Source organism: Streptomyces enissocaesilis, from assembly GCF_039533765.1.
GTDB lineage: Bacteria > Actinomycetota > Actinomycetes > Streptomycetales > Streptomycetaceae > Streptomyces > Streptomyces enissocaesilis.
The window spans coordinates 1-15,027 of the sequence record NZ_BAAAUD010000112.1 but is presented as its reverse complement, the minus strand read 5'-3'; the positions used below and the strand labels follow the sequence as shown (position 1 = coordinate 15,027).

General features: G+C 66.5%; 15 protein-coding genes and 1 pseudogene. 7 read left to right on the top strand and 9 right to left on the bottom strand.

The window, feature by feature from the left end; translation table 11 throughout:
- The first annotated feature begins 1,180 nt into the window (after positions 1 to 1,180).
- Both ABD374_RS33485 and ABD374_RS33480 read left to right on the top strand, forming a co-directional pair.
- Positions 1,181 to 2,602 carry an endo-1,4-beta-xylanase gene (locus tag ABD374_RS33485; protein WP_344500747.1) on the top strand — a complete coding sequence of 474 codons (1,422 nt, stop codon included), beginning with the start codon at positions 1,181 to 1,183 and terminating at the stop codon, positions 2,600 to 2,602.
- A 94-nt stretch (positions 2,603 to 2,696) separates the two neighbouring features.
- Positions 2,697 to 3,995, top strand: a pseudogene (locus ABD374_RS33480) (RICIN domain-containing protein).
- Positions 3,996 to 4,418: 423 nt separating this feature from the next.
- Here the strand turns inward: ABD374_RS33480 and ABD374_RS33475 are convergent.
- Complete coding sequence (locus ABD374_RS33475) at positions 4,419 to 4,760, bottom strand: hypothetical protein (RefSeq protein ID WP_344500745.1); 342 nt, start codon at positions 4,758 to 4,760, stop codon at positions 4,419 to 4,421.
- Between the two features lie 126 nt (positions 4,761 to 4,886).
- Positions 4,887 to 5,570 (bottom strand): hypothetical protein, encoded by a 684-nt coding sequence (locus ABD374_RS33470; RefSeq protein ID WP_344500743.1) that lies wholly within the window; start codon positions 5,568 to 5,570, stop codon positions 4,887 to 4,889.
- Positions 5,571 to 5,992: 422 nt separating this feature from the next.
- Here ABD374_RS33470 and ABD374_RS33465 point away from each other — a divergent pair, with 422 nt between their 5' ends.
- The 4 genes from ABD374_RS33465 to ABD374_RS33455 all read left to right on the top strand — a co-directional run bounded on the left by ABD374_RS33465 (position 5,993) and on the right by ABD374_RS33455 (position 7,599).
- Positions 5,993 to 6,394: a DUF6896 domain-containing protein gene (locus ABD374_RS33465; protein ID WP_344500741.1), complete on the top strand. Its 402-nt coding sequence runs from the start codon at positions 5,993 to 5,995 to the stop codon at positions 6,392 to 6,394.
- Between the two features lie 350 nt (positions 6,395 to 6,744).
- Positions 6,745 to 6,909 carry a transposase gene (locus tag ABD374_RS34855; RefSeq protein WP_425577419.1) on the top strand — a complete coding sequence of 55 codons (165 nt, stop codon included), beginning with the start codon at positions 6,745 to 6,747 and terminating at the stop codon, positions 6,907 to 6,909.
- Complete coding sequence (locus ABD374_RS33460) at positions 6,872 to 7,033, top strand: hypothetical protein (RefSeq protein WP_344500739.1); 162 nt, start codon at positions 6,872 to 6,874, stop codon at positions 7,031 to 7,033. The genes ABD374_RS34855 and ABD374_RS33460 overlap by 38 nt, the downstream gene beginning before the upstream one ends.
- Positions 7,030 to 7,599 carry an IS3 family transposase gene (locus ABD374_RS33455; RefSeq protein WP_344500737.1) on the top strand — a complete coding sequence of 190 codons (570 nt, stop codon included), beginning with the start codon at positions 7,030 to 7,032 and terminating at the stop codon, positions 7,597 to 7,599. The genes ABD374_RS33460 and ABD374_RS33455 overlap by 4 nt, the downstream gene beginning before the upstream one ends.
- 9 nt (positions 7,600 to 7,608) lie before the next feature.
- Here ABD374_RS33455 and ABD374_RS33450 read toward each other — a convergent pair whose 3' ends face one another.
- Complete coding sequence (locus ABD374_RS33450; protein WP_344500735.1) at positions 7,609 to 8,799, bottom strand: IS110 family RNA-guided transposase; 1,191 nt, start codon at positions 8,797 to 8,799, stop codon at positions 7,609 to 7,611.
- A gap of 352 nt (positions 8,800 to 9,151) precedes the next feature.
- On the opposite strand from ABD374_RS33450, the gene ABD374_RS33445 reads away from it, so the two are divergent.
- Complete coding sequence (locus tag ABD374_RS33445; protein ID WP_344500762.1) at positions 9,152 to 9,907, top strand: transposase family protein; 756 nt, start codon at positions 9,152 to 9,154, stop codon at positions 9,905 to 9,907.
- A gap of 164 nt (positions 9,908 to 10,071) precedes the next feature.
- On the opposite strand, the gene ABD374_RS33440 is transcribed toward ABD374_RS33445, so the two are convergent.
- From ABD374_RS33440 to ABD374_RS33415, 6 genes are read right to left on the bottom strand one after another with little or no spacing between them, the layout of a single operon-like run.
- Positions 10,072 to 10,425, bottom strand: a complete 354-nt coding sequence (locus tag ABD374_RS33440; protein ID WP_344500733.1) for a UBP-type zinc finger domain-containing protein — start codon at positions 10,423 to 10,425, stop codon at positions 10,072 to 10,074.
- Positions 10,422 to 11,879 (bottom strand): ATP-binding protein, encoded by a 1,458-nt coding sequence (locus tag ABD374_RS33435; protein WP_344500731.1) that lies wholly within the window; start codon positions 11,877 to 11,879, stop codon positions 10,422 to 10,424. The genes ABD374_RS33440 and ABD374_RS33435 overlap by 4 nt, the downstream gene beginning before the upstream one ends.
- Complete coding sequence (locus ABD374_RS33430; RefSeq protein ID WP_344500729.1) at positions 11,876 to 13,552, bottom strand: NAD(P)/FAD-dependent oxidoreductase; 1,677 nt, start codon at positions 13,550 to 13,552, stop codon at positions 11,876 to 11,878. Before ABD374_RS33430 ends, ABD374_RS33435 begins: the two co-directional genes overlap by 4 nt.
- A gap of 32 nt (positions 13,553 to 13,584) precedes the next feature.
- Positions 13,585 to 14,058, bottom strand: coding sequence for a MarR family winged helix-turn-helix transcriptional regulator (locus ABD374_RS33425; RefSeq protein WP_344500727.1), 474 nt, complete (start codon positions 14,056 to 14,058; stop codon positions 13,585 to 13,587).
- A gap of 52 nt (positions 14,059 to 14,110) precedes the next feature.
- Positions 14,111 to 14,557, bottom strand: a complete 447-nt coding sequence (locus ABD374_RS33420) for a (4Fe-4S)-binding protein (protein WP_344500725.1) — start codon at positions 14,555 to 14,557, stop codon at positions 14,111 to 14,113.
- Positions 14,557 to 14,877 (bottom strand): GNAT family N-acetyltransferase, encoded by a 321-nt coding sequence (locus ABD374_RS33415; RefSeq protein ID WP_344500723.1) that lies wholly within the window; start codon positions 14,875 to 14,877, stop codon positions 14,557 to 14,559. Before ABD374_RS33415 ends, ABD374_RS33420 begins: the two co-directional genes overlap by 1 nt.
- Positions 14,878 to 15,027: the final 150 nt, after the last annotated feature.

The window sequence follows — 15,027 nt, the reverse complement described above, 5'->3', positions numbered from 1 at the left end:
TGACCGGTTGGCCGGAGACCGCCTGGCTGGTTCACCGACGGCAACCCGGACCAGGTCGAATCCCACGTACGCGACCTGGTATGCCGCGCCGAGCGAACCCGGACGGAGTACGGCATCGTCGATCCCGCGGCCGGCGTGTGGCGGCCGGGGCAGGCCAAGTCCCTCGTCCGGAACGCCAACGCCACCCTGGAGTTCAACACGGTCTTGCGCTGACCGAGGCCCCCCCTCGCCGGACGTCGTTCCCGGTGAACAGTCGGGTACGGCAGCATGGGGCCCGTTCACGGACAGCTCAAGACGGCCCCGGGCCTCGCCGGTGACCCGTGAATCACCGGAGGGGGCAAGGAGGCATCCTGCACTCCACCGACGGTGGGGCGGGCTTGGGCAAGGTCGCGGAGGTGCAGCGGGCGAGCGCCGTGGGCTTCGGCAAACCGGCCCGGGCGCCACATACCAGGCGCTCCATCCACCTCAGCGGACCGTGAAGGGAGTCACCGGGCTGTTCCGCTCCGTCGACGGCGGTTCAAGCTGGACCCGGCGAGTGCCGCTGTGCCGACGGCGGTCCAGAGGGTCGTCCATCTGTGCCGACCGTGTACGGCCGCACGTGAAGTCACACTCCCTGCTTCAACGGGGCGGCCGCTCTGAGGGCGACGGATACCTGCTCCCCCAGAGAGGCGAAATGAAGAAAGTACTCGTTCATGGCGGGAAGTCTCCTCAGGAACCGCCGTTCAGATCCAACTCCTACTTGTTGGCGCTGATATCCGCGCCCGGCCCGGGTTCCTCTCTGTTTGTCCGAAAATGAATGTGATGGATGCCCAGGAGCCGACACGAGACGGCAGGGGACGTCACGTGATCACCTGGTTTTGCCTGAGCTTTCAAAGACATCTAGATCCGGCGATCCGCGTCGAAAGATTTTCGGTAATCCTTACCCAACCGAAATCCGCTACTGGGCTATACCAAGAGAGTGATTCTCGAAATGCTTTCGAAACTCTTGACATGTTTCGGCGGGGTCTCCACGCTGAGTGCCGAGGCGGTGTCACTCGTCTGTGCGAGTGTCGGGTGCCGGCCTTGGACCGTTACGCCCTGCTGGTAAACGTCCCTTGCCGATGGACGCGGGCGTCCCTGACGCGGATTCGTTCTGCCGCGCTTCCAACCCTTCCGCGATTTCCTTCCTGGAGGTTCAGTCATGGGCTCAAATGCCATTCCCCCCCCCGTCCGCCGGAAGGCTGGCCGTCTCTTAACGACCCTGGTCGTCGGCGTCCTCGGTTCGGCCGCCGCGCTGGTGGCGCCGCAGACCTCACACGCCGCCGAGAGCACGCTCGGCAGCGCGGCGGCCCAGAGCGGCCGCTACTTCGGGACCGCCATCGCCTCGGGCCGGCTCAACGACTCGACGTACACGACGATCGCGGGCCGCGAGTTCAACTCGGTGACGGCCGAGAACGAGATGAAGATCGACGCCACCGAACCCCAGCAGGGCCAGTTCAACTTCACCGCCGGTGACCGCGTCTACAACTGGGCGGTGCAGAACGGCAAGCAGGTGCGCGGTCACACCCTGGCCTGGCACTCCCAGCAGCCCGGCTGGATGCAGAATCTCAGCGGCAGCGCGCTGCGCCAGGCGATGACCAACCACATCAACGGCGTGATGGGCCACTACAAGGGCAAGATCGCCCAGTGGGACGTCGTGAACGAGGCCTTCGCCGACGGCACCTCGGGCGCCCGGCGCGACTCCAACCTGCAGCGCTCCGGCAACGACTGGATCGAGGTCGCCTTCCGTACCGCGCGCGCCGCCGACCCGGCCGCCAAGCTCTGCTACAACGACTACAACGTCGAGAACTGGACCTGGGCCAAGACCCAGGCCATGTACGCCATGGTCCGAGACTTCAAGCAGCGCGGCGTGCCGATCGACTGCGTCGGCTTCCAGTCGCACTTCAACAGCGGCAGCCCCTACAACAGCAACTTCCGCACCACGCTGCAGAGCTTCGCCGCTCTCGGCGTCGATGTGGCCATCACCGAACTCGACATTCAGGGCGCCTCGGCCACGACCTACGCCAACGTGACCAACGACTGCCTGGCCGTCCCGCGCTGCCTCGGCATCACCGTCTGGGGTGTGCGCGACACCGACTCCTGGCGTCCGGAGCACTCGCCGCTGCTGTTCAACGGCGACGGCAGCAAAAAGCCCGCCTACACCGCCGTCCTCAACGCGCTCAACGCCGCCTCCCCCACCCCCTCGCCCGGTTCCGGACAGATCAAGGGCGTCGGTTCGGGCCGCTGCCTGGACGTGCCCGGCACCAGTACCACCGACGGCACCCAGGTCAACCTGTGGGACTGCAACAACCGCACCAACCAGCAGTGGGCCTACACCGCCGCAGGCGAGCTCAGGGTCTACGGCAACAAGTGCCTGGACGCCGCCGGCACCGGCACCAAAGTCCAGATCTACAGCTGCTGGGGTGGCGACAACCAGAAATGGCGCCTCAACTCCGACGGATCCATCGTCGGCGTCCAGTCCGGCCTCTGTCTTGACGCCACCGCCAACGGCACCGCCAACGGCACCCTGATCCAGCTCTACTCCTGCTCGAACGGCAGCAACCAACGCTGGATCCGCACCTGACCTGCCACGGCGAAAAGGTGAAGCGATGAAGACCTACGGTGCGGCTTCCCCCACCCCTCCGCAAAGACATCGTTGGTGGTCCCGGATCGCCGCCGTGGTGGCGGCGACCCTCGCGACCGGCATGCTCGTCGCGGTGAATCCGACGCCCGCCGAGGCGGCGGCGGTGGACCCCAACGCCTCGTACGTCCTGGTCAATCGCCACAGCGGCAAGGCGCTGGACGTCTATGGCACGTCCACCGCCGATGGCGCGCGAGTCAGCCAGTGGACGCGCAACGACGGAGCCAACCAGTAGTGGCAGTTCGTGGACTCCGGCGGCGGCTTCTACCGGCTCAAGGCCCGGCATTCGGGCAAGGTTCTCGACGTGGCCGGTGCCTCGACCGCCGACGGTGCCGCGATCGCGCAGTGGGCCGATGCCAACGGGGCCAACCAGCAGTTCCGCCTGGCCGACTCCGACGCGGGCCACGTCCGTCTGGTCAACCGCAACAGCGGCAAGGCCGTGGAGGTGCAGGGCGCCTCCACGGCCGACGGCGCCAACGTCGTCCAGTACACCGACTGGGGCGGCGCCAACCAGCAATGGCAGATGGTCAAGCTGTCGTCCGGTGGCGGCGGATGCGGCAGCGCCCCGACCCTGGGGAGCGGTACGCACACGATTCAGAGCAGCGGCAAGAGCCGCAGCTTCATCCTCAAGGTTCCCGCCGACTACAACAACAGCCAGCCCTATCGGCTGATCTTCGCGTTCCACTGGAGAGGCGGAACCGCCGGTGACGTCGCCTCGGGCGGAACGAGCGGAACCGCCTGGTCCTACTACGGCCAACAGGAACAGTCGAACAACAGCGCGATTCTCGTCGCCCCTCAGGGTCTCGGCAACGGCTGGGCCAACTCGGGCGGTGAGGACGTCACCTTCGTCGACGACATGATCCGGCGAATCGAGGGCGGCCTCTGCGTCAATCCGGCACAGCGTTTCGCCACGGGCTTCAGCTGGGGCGGCGGTATGAGCTACTCACTCGCATGCACCCGGGCGAACGTCTTCAGGGCTGTCGCGGTCATCTCCGGCGGCCAGATCAGCGGGTGCAGCGGCGGCACCCAGCCCATCGCCTACTTCGGAATCCACGGCATCAGCGATTCCGTCCTCACCATCGCGCAGGGACGGTCCCTGCGCGACAGGTTCGTCAGCAACAACGGCTGCACTCCCCAGAGCCCGCGTGAGCCCGCTCCGGGCAGCCGGACGCACATCATCACCACCTATTCGGGCTGCCGTGCCGGGTACCCGGTCCAATGGGCCGCGTTCGACGGAGGCCACATCCCCGGTCCGGTCGACGGCTCCCCCGCCGAAAGCGGCGTCGCGACCTGGACCAAGGGAGAGATCTGGAGGTTCTTCGCACAGTTCCAGTGACACGCCCGCACCATGGAGTGGAGCCGGGGTGACCCTGGCTCCACTCCGTCGGCGTCCAGGGCTCTGGCCTCCTCCGTGTCCTCCGTGCCGCCCTTGGCCGAGGCCCCACGGAGCCGGAGCGGAGCGAGAGCGGTGCCCGCTCCGTCGGGGAGCGGGCACTTGGCCTCACCGGTGGTGATCAGGGGGCGGCGGGCGCGGGTGTTGCTTCCGGAGTGCTCTCGTGCGCCGGGCCGGCCTTGTCCCCGCTCCCGGTCTGCTTGCCGCGGCCGAGGCGGTTCAGTACCGCAACGGTCTTTGCCCTGGTGGTGAGCCGGTGTGCGGTGGTGTCTGTCCGCGCGGTGGACCAGCGGGTCGTCCCTTTGGATGGTCGAGGGGCAGCGCGAACCGTCCGGGATCAGTGTGCTGGCACCGTGGCCCGCTCGACTACTGTTCGCCGGCTTTGAGCCCTCGGTACACAGCATCGTGGCCCAGCCGCCCCTGCTGCCGTACACGCCGTGTCATGACGATGGCGGGGATACCGGGCGCCGGCAGCACCGGGATCGCGGCGGCGATCCCGAACCAGAGGAAGAGCGCGAGACAGCCGTAGGCGGCGGCGTCCACGTCCGTGTCCGCCTTCACCAGGAAGACGATGCCGGCCACGAAAGCGACCACCATGAAACCCGCGACGGCGACCGCGAGCCAGAGCAGGACGCCGGCCCGACGCCGGTACCCGGCGCTGACCTCCTGGGACTGCGGCGGCCCGTACCCCCCGGGCGGACCGGGCAAGGGCCCTGGCGCCGGGCGTTGGGCCGGCCGCTGATCAGACATGAGGCCCAGTGCTACGGTGCGCGGCCCCGGAACACCAGTTTCCGCCGCCACAGCACGCACCGCGCCGGAGCGTCGTCCCCCGGGTCACTGCTTCACCGAGTCCCACGCACCGGCGTTGAAGCTGCGCAGGAGGGCGATCAGCGCGGCCCCGAGCCGCCAGTCCACACCCGGTGCGTGTACGTGCAGTTTGTCTCCCTTGGACCTGAACTCCAGCGGGACCTGCCCGTTCGCGCGCCACCGGATGCGCCGGGGTGCGCGTGCGAAGCCGCCCTCGTTGCCGAAGACGCTGTCGAAGACACTGATCACGAGGACCACCGTCATCAGGGGCAGCAAGAGCCACCACATCCACCACCATACGATCCTCCCCTTGAAGCCGACCGCTTCGGGGCCGCCGGGCTGGTGCACGGTCCAGCGGGTGCGCAGGCCCCTGCCGCGGAGCGCCTTCTCGCGCATGAGCGTGCCGATGACCTCGCCGTGCGCGCCGAGCACCTGAAACCTCGCGACGCCGCCGCCGGCCGACAGGGTCACCACGGTGGCCACCCGCTCCCGGCGTTGATCGTCGGCCCACAGCGCGAAGGAACGGGCCCCGCCGCCCCGGGCCGCACGGTACGCGGACGTGCCTCCCGGCGGCAGTTCGCGCTCCACGTACACGGCCGACGGCGCCGGACCTGATCCGTCGGAGAAGCTGACCATGTCCGCCACCTTCGCCTGACCCTGGCCGTCGGTTCGTCTCGGCCCCCCGTACATGGTCAGTACGTTGCTGCTCATTCGACGTGCTCCAAGTGGTGGTCGCGTGCCCAGGCCGACCCAGTCTGTCTCACCCGCCACCCAACGGACAGCCCCGCCCTACGGGAGTGTCAGCTGCCGGTTCGGGTGACAGGTTCCGTCACGCGGCCACGCGCCCGGAGGCCCTTCGGTGCCCATCCGCAGATCAGTTGCTTGTCCCCGTGGCCAGTTCGAGGATTCGGATACGACCGTGGATGCCAGCCATGAGAAGACCCGAGCCACAGGTGTCCTGTCACGGCACACAGGGCAGCAGCTTGCCGCCCTCACAGCGTCTCCAGAACAGGCTGACCGAATCGGCGGTAGTGGTCTGGCTGACCGATCGTTTCAGAATGCCGTCCTGCGGAGACGCCGACGGCTCCATGGAACAATCCCTCCAGTCACGGGCTCAGGGGGGATGACGCCGTATGGAACGGGTTGGGGCTGCGCGAGACCTCGTGCTCGGTTACGTCCGCGCTCTGAACGCGATTGATCAGGCCATGAGGGTGGAGATCCCCTCCCTTGAGCGGCTGGCGGACGTCGTCGGCCTGGCCCGTTCGCGCCGGATCGGCCGAAGGGATCACATCGGCACCTACTCCTACACGGTTCACGGGGCAGGCTGCCGCTTCGTCAGCGACGACGGCACTGAGGTCGATGTGGACTTCGCAGCCGACGGGAGCGAAGTCTTCAACCTCTGGCGGCTGCGCGGGTACGGGCTGAGTCTGCCGGAGCCTCTTGAGGCCACGGATCAGGACATGCGGTCCGCAGTGCGGTCCCTGCGACCGCTTCTGAACGAGGTGCGGCCGGGGTGGTTCAGTGTAGCCGACTGATCACTTCAGGATGAGGGTTCGCAGGCGGCGCAGGCACATGAGGCCGCAGGCCAGTTCGAGCAGGCCCTGGAACAGCCCGGCGGCCGCCAGGCCGGAGGCATCTGGTTCGCAGACCCGCCGGAGCCCGCACCTTCCCCCCGAGAGATCATGCGAACGTGGCCCCTTGGATTCGCACCTACGACGACCAGAGTGACACCTGGTCGTTCTTCGAACTCGACGACGAAGGATAGGCACTGCGGCAGGTCGACTTGCAAGGACCTCAGCGTTGCCCCGTGACTGCGGTGAAGCTTCCCCTTGATCGTGGACACCTGGAGACTGGGATCTTGAGGTTCCAGAGGAAGTAGCACCAGGTGGGAAGCAAGTACACGAAGCGGTACACCGAGGAGTTCAAGCGGGATGCGATCGCACTCGTCGATTCCTCGGGAAAGACGGTCACCGCCGTCGCCCGGGAACTCGGGATCAGTTCCGAGTCCCTGCGTGGCTGGTACCGACGGGCGAAGGCGGACCGGGGGTAAGGGCGAGTCCGGTGAGCTGACCAGCGCCGAGCGCGAGGAGCTCAAGCGGCTGCGCAAGGAGGTCCGTGATCAGCAGCAGACGATCGAGATCCTGAAAAAAGCGACGGCGGAGTCAACCGGTTGATCCACGCGGAGAAGGCGAACTATCCGGTCATGCTGCTGTGCCGGGTGCTGCACGTGACCCGCTCCTCCTACTACGCCTGGCGCGAGGGCGAGGCCGCCCGCCAGGCGGCCGACGACGCGCTCGCGCACGAGATCACCGTGCTGCACATCGCTTCCCGCAAGACCTACGGCGTCCCGCGCATCCACGCCGAGCTGCGGCGTCTGGGGCGGCGAGTGAACCGCAAGCGCATCGCCCGCGTCATGCGTGAGCGCGACATCCGCGGCGTTACCCGCCGCAAGCGGCGCTCGCTGACCCGGCCGGATGCGAAGGCGAAGCCGGCCCCGGACCTGATCGGCCGCGACTTCCACGCCGAGCACCCCGGCACCAAGCTGGTCGGCGACATCACCTACCTTCCGACGGCCGAGGGCTGGCTCTACCTCGCCTGCTGGTTGGACCTGGCCACCCGCGAGGTCGTCGGCTACGCGATGGCCGACCACCACCGCGCCGAGCTCGTCGTGGACGCCCTCGACATGGCCCACGGCCGAGGCGGTCTGGAGCCCGGATGCGCGGTCCACAGTGATTCCTAATGCGGTCTGTCAAGCCGTGAGAGGTGCGGGTGGCAGGGGTTCGTAGGTTCGTCCGTCGCGGAGGAGGGCCCAGAGGACGTTGACGCGGCGGCGGGCCAGGGCGAGGACTGCTTGGATGTGGCGCTTGCCTTCAGCGCGCTTGCGTTCGTAAAACCGGCGGGAGTCGTTGCAGTGCCGGATGCTGAACAACGCGGAGATGTAGAAGGCGCGTTGGAGGCGGCGATTGTAGCGCCGTGGCCGGCGGAGATTGCCGCTGATCTTGCCGGAATCGCGGGGCACGGGGGCGACGCCGCCGAAGCCGGCGAGTCGGTCTGCGGTGCCGAAGGCGGTCATGTCGCCGCCGGTCGCGGCCAGGAACTCGGCGCCGAGGATGATGCCCATGCCCGGCATGCTGGTGATCACTTCGAAGTCCCGGTGCTCGCGAAACCGGGCCTCGATCGCCTTGTCGATCTCGGAGACCTGCTGGTTGAGAGCCATTACCTCCCGTGCAAGCGTATGCACTATCTGGGCGGTGAGCTTCTCCCCGGGCAGGCTGGTGTGCTGGCGGCCGGCTGCTTCCAGAGCTGTCTCGGCGAGCCGGTCGGCCCGGAGAACCTTGCGATTGCGCAGCCAGGACTCGAGACGTTTCCTGCCGGTCCGGCGGAGGGCGGCAGGGGTCTGGTAGCCGGTCAGCAGCACGAGCGGGCCGGTGTTGGTGAGGTCCAAGGCCCGCTCCAGGCCGGGAAAGATACCGGTGAGCTGGGCGCGGAGCCGGTTGACGGTGCGGGTGTGGTCAGCGACCAGATCCATGCGACGCCCGGTGAGGATCTTGAGGTCGGTGACCGTCTCGACGCCGGTGCGTAAGGGGTGCAGATCGCGTCGGATGCGCACCTGGTCGGCGATGACAGCCGCATCCTTGGCGTCGGTCTTGCCTTCACCGCGGTAGCTCTCGGAGGCACGGTGGATGGCCCTGCCGGAGATGTAGTGCACCGGCTGGCCATGGTTGAACAGAAGCGTGATGGCCAGGGCGGCTCCGCCGTCTGCCAGGTCGATGCCCCAGGTCACCGTCTCGCCCAGGGCCAAGACGTCGGCGAGGAGTTCGACGAGGTCGGGTTCCTCGTTCGCGACGCGACGGGACAGCAGCCGGCGGCCGTCCTCGTCGATCGCGACGCAGTGGTGGTGGGTCTTGCCTGCGTCGATGCCGGCCCAGATCAATGTCATGTGGTGCCTCCGTGCGGTCTGGTTCTGATGCCTGCCACGGACGACCTCGCTGTCGATTCCCTACTCAGCGATCATTCGCAATTCCTAATTGGCAGCCGAGTCGTCGTGGGGCGCCGGGCGGCCAATCACTGGAAGCCACAAGCGGCAGAGCTTTTTGAACCACACCCGGCACCCCTGGGCGGGTCAACCATACGAAGGGCTCACCACATCCCGCAGGAAAGCGTAGGGAGCTTTTTCAGGGTGGTCACCGATCGGGTGACGTCGGTGGTGGGGCCGTGGCGGCAGAACGGGCGGGGCCCCAGGCAGTTGAGGGAGGTATCTGACATCTCATCTCGGTTGCCGGGGAGCCCCGCTGATTACGTATCCTGCCGCACTCGACCTTCCGCACGCTCTCGTAGAGACGGTAACGATGCTGATCGTCCTCCGTGAGGGTGACCGGCGGTGCAAGCTGCCTGCGCACCAGCGTGCGCTGGTCGCGCTGGTGTACTTGCGCCAGCACACCACCCTCGCCCAGATCTCGGCCGGTTTCCGGATCAGCGTCGGCACGGCGCACGCCTACGTCCGCTCCGTTGTGACACTCCTGGTCAAGAAGGCGCCGGGGCTGACCCGCGCCCTGCGCGAGGTGAAGGCGCGAGCGGGATACGTGCTGGTCGACGGCACTCTTGTGGAGTGCGACCGGGTCGGTGACGCACGCGGCGACTACTCGGGAAAGCACCGGCGCCACGGAGTGAACGTTCAAGTGATCACCGATCCGGACGGCACGATCTTGTGGATCTCAGGGGTGCTGCCCGGCCGCACCCACGATCTCACCGCGGCCCGCAGACACCGCATCATCAACACGTGCCGCCGGCTGGGCGTCCCGGCACTGGCCGACCTGGCGTACCTCGGAGCCGGCGGCACCTTCGCCACCGGGCAAAGGCGCCGCCCCGGCAAAGAACCCAGCCCCCGCCAGAAGGCGTCGAACAAGGCCCACGCCCGCCTGCGCTACCCCGTCGAGCGAGGCATGGCCCGCCTCAAGACCTGGCGGATCTTCCGCAAAGCACGCTGCAGCCCGACCTGGCTCACCACCGCAGTCAAAGCCGTCCTCACCCTGGAGAGCTACCGCTGAAAATGCTCAGGGTTTCGCCTCCTTGTACAGTCGCCAACAGCCTCAAGGGTCCGGCCAGGTGCGTCGAGGAAGCGGTGACTGCAATCAACCGTTTATCTCGCGAGGTTGCGCCCCGCCCGGTTCGCGACAGGTGGCTAGTGCGACGCATCGAGCGGGGCCGGGTCCTAGCGGTGGAGCAGCCGCACCCAGTTGGCGGGTACCCGTCCTGCCGGTCCTGGGGCGGGCTGGTTGTCGGGGTGGCTGGTGGGCGGGGCGAGGACGGGGCCGGAGTCTCGTCCGTCGTTCGCGGCATAGTCCCAGAACCAGTCTTCGCCAGGTTCGAAGCTCTGAACAATTGGGTGTCCTGTCGCTTTGTAGTGAGCGGTGGCGTGCTGGCCCTGTGAGCTGTCGCAGCAGCCGACGTGCCCGCACAGCGCGCAGCGTCTGAGGTGGAACCACCAACCATTCGTCGCTAGGCACTCGACACAGCCGGTGCCACTCGGCGCAGCGGTGGGATCGATTGCGGTGTTGCTGGTCATGCTGGCTCCTGGGTCGGGTCGGGTTGAGCAACGGTGATCGGAAGTAGTACCTGGAAGCGCGTGTCGCCGGGAATGGACTCGACACGAAGGTGCCCATGGTGCTTGTTGGCGACGATGCGCCAGGTAATGTCCAGGCCGAGACCGGTGCCTTCGCCCACTGGTTTGGTGGTGAAGAACGGATCGAAGATCCGGTCGCGGATCTCGGCGTCAATACCAGTGCCGGTGTCCTTAATTTCCACAAGCAGCTGGTCGTTGGCGCGCGCAGTCCGCACGGTGAGGGTGCCGTCTCGGTCGGTGCTGTTCATGGCGGCGACTGCGTTGTCGATCAGATTGGTCCACACCTGGTTGAGCTCAGCGGGGTAGGCGGGGACCCTCGGGAGCGTTTCGTCGTACTGCTTGACGACCGTGATCCGGGATCCGATCTTGCCGGTCAGCATCAGAAGGGTGCTGTCAAGCAGTTCGTGGACGTCGGTCATGCGGAAGGGTGCTCGGTCCAGCTGGGAGTACTGCTTGGCGGCGTCGACGAGGTGCGAGATGCGATCGGTGGAATCCGTGATCTCGTCCATGAGCAGTTCGGTCTCGACGGCGGAGTGGAGCCAGCCGATCGCCGCCGGCAGGGTTTGTTCGTCCACCATCGTTGCGACGCGGTCCAGCCATTCGTTGTCCAGGCCGGCCTGGACGAAGGTGGGCGCCATCTGCCAGCTCTGCTCGATGTCGTGGTCCTCCAGCCACTCGGTGAGGGTGTCCTCCCGGTCGGCTGCTTGCAGCGGGCTGAGTGACGGCGTTGTGTCTATGCGTTCGACTGCCTGCTCCTGCAATTTGATCAGTTCCGCGAGCGACTCTCGGGTGAACGGACCTTCGGTGACCACGGCGAGTTTCTGGCGCATCTTGGCCAAGCGTTCACGCAGCGTGTCGGCGGCCCGGGCGGCCGCGGCAGCCGGATTGTTCAGTTCGTGGGTGAGGCCTGCGGACAGCGACCCCAACGCCAGCAGCCGTTCTCGTTGTCCGATGGCCTGTTGCGTGTTTTTCACCCCGAAGAACAGGCCCTCCAACAGGTGGACGGCCATGGGGAACCATTCCTGCACGACACCCGCGAACGTGTGAGCCGGCAGCACGAAGAACCGCGTCGGCTCGGTGATACGCAGAGTGTTGTTGTAGACCTGTGGGGTCCGGTCCCCGAGGTAGGCCTGCATGGCGCCCGCATACACACCAGGGCGGCTGGTGCGGTTGACTTCTATGTCGTCTCCGCCGACCCTGCGAGAAAGGACGACGGTGCCCTCAAGCAATACGTAGAAGCACGTTGCGGGCTGCCCCTCGGTGTAGACGAGGCCCGGCTCGAACAGCTCCACCCGGCCTTCGGCACAGAGCCGTCCCAGTTGCTCGGGTGTCAGCTTCTCGAACAGGAACAGTTGCCTGATCTCCTGGACGCTGCACAGCATGGGCCGCCTGTTCATGACTGCTCTAGGTAGCGGTGGACGAGCATGACGGCCATGGCTCCCTCGCCGACGGCAGAGGCGACGCGCTTGGCGGATTCTGCGCGTGCGTCGCCCGCGACGAAGACGCCGGGAATGCTGGTTTCCAGGTGATACGGCGGCCGGTCCAATTCCCAGTTGGCGGGGGGCCGTCCGTCAGGGGTGAGGTCGGGTCCGGCAAGGATGAAGCCGCGCTTGTCCCGCAGGACGGTGCCGTTCAGCCAGTCAGTGCGCGGGGCGGCGCCGATGAAGACGAACAGCCACTGGGCGTCGACGAGTTCGCTGCGGCCGGTCTGCGTGTCACGCAAGGTGAGCTTCTGCAGGTGGCCGGAGCCGTGTGCGGCCTCGACGACTGTGCCGCAGCGGACTTGGATGTTGGGGGTTTGCTCGATCTGCTGGATCAGGTAGTGCGACATCGATGCTGTCAAGGAGGATCCCCGCACCAGCAGCGTCACCGACTTGGCGTTGCGCTCTAGGTACATTGCTGCCTGGCCTGCGGAGTTGGCGCCGCCCACGATGTATACGTCGTGGCCTTCGCAGGAGGCTGCCTCGGTCAGCGCCGAGCCGTAAAAGACGCCGCGGCCGGTCAGTTCGTCGGCGCCCGGGGCGGGAAGCTGTCGGTAGGACACGCCTGTCGCGAGGATGACGCTGTGGGCGGCTATCGCTGAGCCGTCGGAGAAGCGCACGATGCGCGCCGCGCCGTTGGCCTCGAGTCCTGTCACTTCGCGTGCGGTAAGGATCTCGGCACCGAACTTGGCGGCCTGCCTGCGTGCGCGGTCGGTGAGCTGGCCGCCGGAGACACCGTCGGGAAAACCCAGGTAGTTCTCGATCCGTGAGCTCTGCCCGGCCTGCCCGCCGGTCGCCGAGCGCTCCACCAGCACTGTTCGCAGCCCTTCGGAGGCGCCGTAGACGGCGGCGCCCAGGCCAGCCGGGCCGCCTCCGATGACAATCAGGTCGTAGAAGTCGGTGGCCGGGGTGGTTGCCAGGCCCACCCGCGCGGCGAGGTCACGGGTGTCCGGCTCGACCAGCGGCGTGCCGTCCGGGGTAATCACGACGGGCAGTCGTTGCCCGTCCTGGCCCGCGGCGGACAGCAGCCGCTGCCCCTCGGGTTCATCGGCCGAGTACCAGCGGTAGGGCACCTGATTGCGGGCCAGGAACTCGCGGGTCTCGGAGGATTGGGCCGACCAGCGGTGTCCGATCAGTTTGATGCTTGGTGCCGGCCGGTGGTCGCCTGTGTGCCATGCTTGGAGCAAGTCGTCCAGGACCGGGTAGAGCTTCTCTCCCGGTGGGTCCCAGGGCTTGAGCAGGTAGTGGTCGAGGTCGACGACGTTGATCGCATCGATCGCCGCGTTGGTGTCCGCGTATGCGGTCAGCAGGACGCGCCGCGCACTCGGGTATATGTCCATGGCCTGCTCGAGGAATTCGATGCCGTTCATCTGCGGCATGCGGTGGTCGGCCATGAGTACGGCCACTAGGTCGCCGCGGAGCTTCAGCTCGCGCAGTGCCTGCAGTGCGGATTCGCCGGACTCCGCGCGCACGATCCGGTAGGAAGCGCCGTAGCGCCGCCGCAGGTCCCGGGCGACAGCACGGGAGACCCCCGGGTCATCATCCACGGTCATGATGACGGTCCGTGGCGTCTCGGTGGCCTGTGTCATTTTTCCCCCATGCTGTCGGGCATATAGAGCGTTCATGGAGCTGTGGTATCGGCGCGAATCACCTTGATGATGCGGTCGGTGATTTCCATAAGAAGAACTATTTGACGTGGAGAAAGATGGTCGAAAAATAGTCTGCTAATTTCCTCGGTGTGACGAGGGGCGGCTACAGTGATAGCCGATCGACCTTTTCCGGTGGCAGCGACAAGAGCCCCTCGCCTGTCGGCAGCGTATTGCTTCCTGACGGCGAGCCCTCGCTTTGCCATGCGGCCGAGCTGGTGCGAAATCCGACTTCTTTCCCATCCGAGGTTGCCGACCAGATCGGATATTCGCATCCATCCCTCAGGATCTTGAGTTAACTCCGTCAGCACAGCGCAATCAGCTTCGGACAGTCCGAAGTCATTTTGGATGGGACGATTCGTGCGGCTGACCAGCAGTTCATTCATCTGCAGTAGCCCGCGCCATGCCTGCGTTTCAGTGTCCGAGAGAGAAATAGATTTTTCATCCATATGTCCACCATAAGAGACGGCGGATCCCCACGGCCCCGCTATCTGAACATATTCAAGAGTGTTCCGCGCAGCGTCCGCTGTTGTCACAGAAAGGCTGATTGGCGGACAGGCCGCATCCGCACAGCACGGCCCTCGTCTCATGGCGGTCACCCGACGCTGTCTCTATATGCAGGTCACCCCGCACGTAAAGTGTTCCGCCCGAATGGCGCTGTATTCGAGTGGGCCGTGATGGTTCCTCATCACGCTCCCCGGCCAGGCGGTACTGGAGGGCGCCGCTGGGACAACGCCGCACTACTGCGGCTATGTCTTCTGCGGGCTCAGCGCCGACGTCGATCCATGGCCTGCGTTCGACGTCGAATACCGTCGGCAGGCCTTTGATGCACTCAGCCTGGTGCAGGCAGATCCGCGACTCATAGCTGACGGCGATACCAGCAGTCTCGTAGCGTTTGGATCCGGTCCGCCATGTGCGATCTTCAGAATCAGGGGGTGGCGCAGACATCAGTCGTTCACTTTGCTTCTGCTCGTGTAGACGAGTTCCCGGTACTCGGGGTGCCGGGCGATCCAGCCCGCATAGAAGGGGCAGACGGGCAGCACAGCAAGGCCGGCAGTACGTGCCGTGTCCAATGAGGAGCGGACCAACGCTGCGCCGATGCCCTGGCCTTCGTAGCCCACGTTCACCTCCGTGTGCACGAAGGCGATGAGGTTCTTGGTGCGAATGTACTCAGCGAAACCAGCCAGCTCACCGTCGACGAAGGCTTCGTACCTGTTCGCCTCTGCGTTGTCGATGATCTGTGCAGTATGCGCCTGCGAGTCGCTCATGCTGGTCCTAACCGTTGCTCGTCGGGTATTTACCTTCGCGCCCGCTGGGTGGTGTGGGTGTGGTGGCGGCCGCCGTCGGGGCGGGTCAGGGGGTGGTGTTGAGGGCTTCGTTGAGGCTGGCGACGGCGAGGAGGACGGCGTGCTTGGCGG

Coding starts and splice junctions, on each gene's coding strand:
- ABD374_RS33435 (WP_344500731.1), bottom strand. CDS start 11,879: ATGAACAGGCGGCCCATGCTGTGCAGCGTCCAGGAGATCAGGCAACTG.
- ABD374_RS33470 (WP_344500743.1), bottom strand. CDS start 5,570: ATGAGCAGCAACGTACTGACCATGTACGGGGGGCCGAGACGAACCGAC.
- ABD374_RS33485 (WP_344500747.1), top strand. CDS start 1,181: ATGGGCTCAAATGCCATTCCCCCCCCCGTCCGCCGGAAGGCTGGCCGT.
- ABD374_RS33415 (WP_344500723.1), bottom strand. CDS start 14,877: ATGAGCGACTCGCAGGCGCATACTGCACAGATCATCGACAACGCAGAG.
- ABD374_RS33465 (WP_344500741.1), top strand. CDS start 5,993: ATGGAACGGGTTGGGGCTGCGCGAGACCTCGTGCTCGGTTACGTCCGC.
- ABD374_RS33430 (WP_344500729.1), bottom strand. CDS start 13,552: ATGACACAGGCCACCGAGACGCCACGGACCGTCATCATGACCGTGGAT.
- ABD374_RS33440 (WP_344500733.1), bottom strand. CDS start 10,425: ATGACCAGCAACACCGCAATCGATCCCACCGCTGCGCCGAGTGGCACC.
- ABD374_RS33450 (WP_344500735.1), bottom strand. CDS start 8,799: ATGACATTGATCTGGGCCGGCATCGACGCAGGCAAGACCCACCACCAC.
- ABD374_RS33420 (WP_344500725.1), bottom strand. CDS start 14,557: ATGTCTGCGCCACCCCCTGATTCTGAAGATCGCACATGGCGGACCGGA.
- ABD374_RS33425 (WP_344500727.1), bottom strand. CDS start 14,058: ATGGATGAAAAATCTATTTCTCTCTCGGACACTGAAACGCAGGCATGG.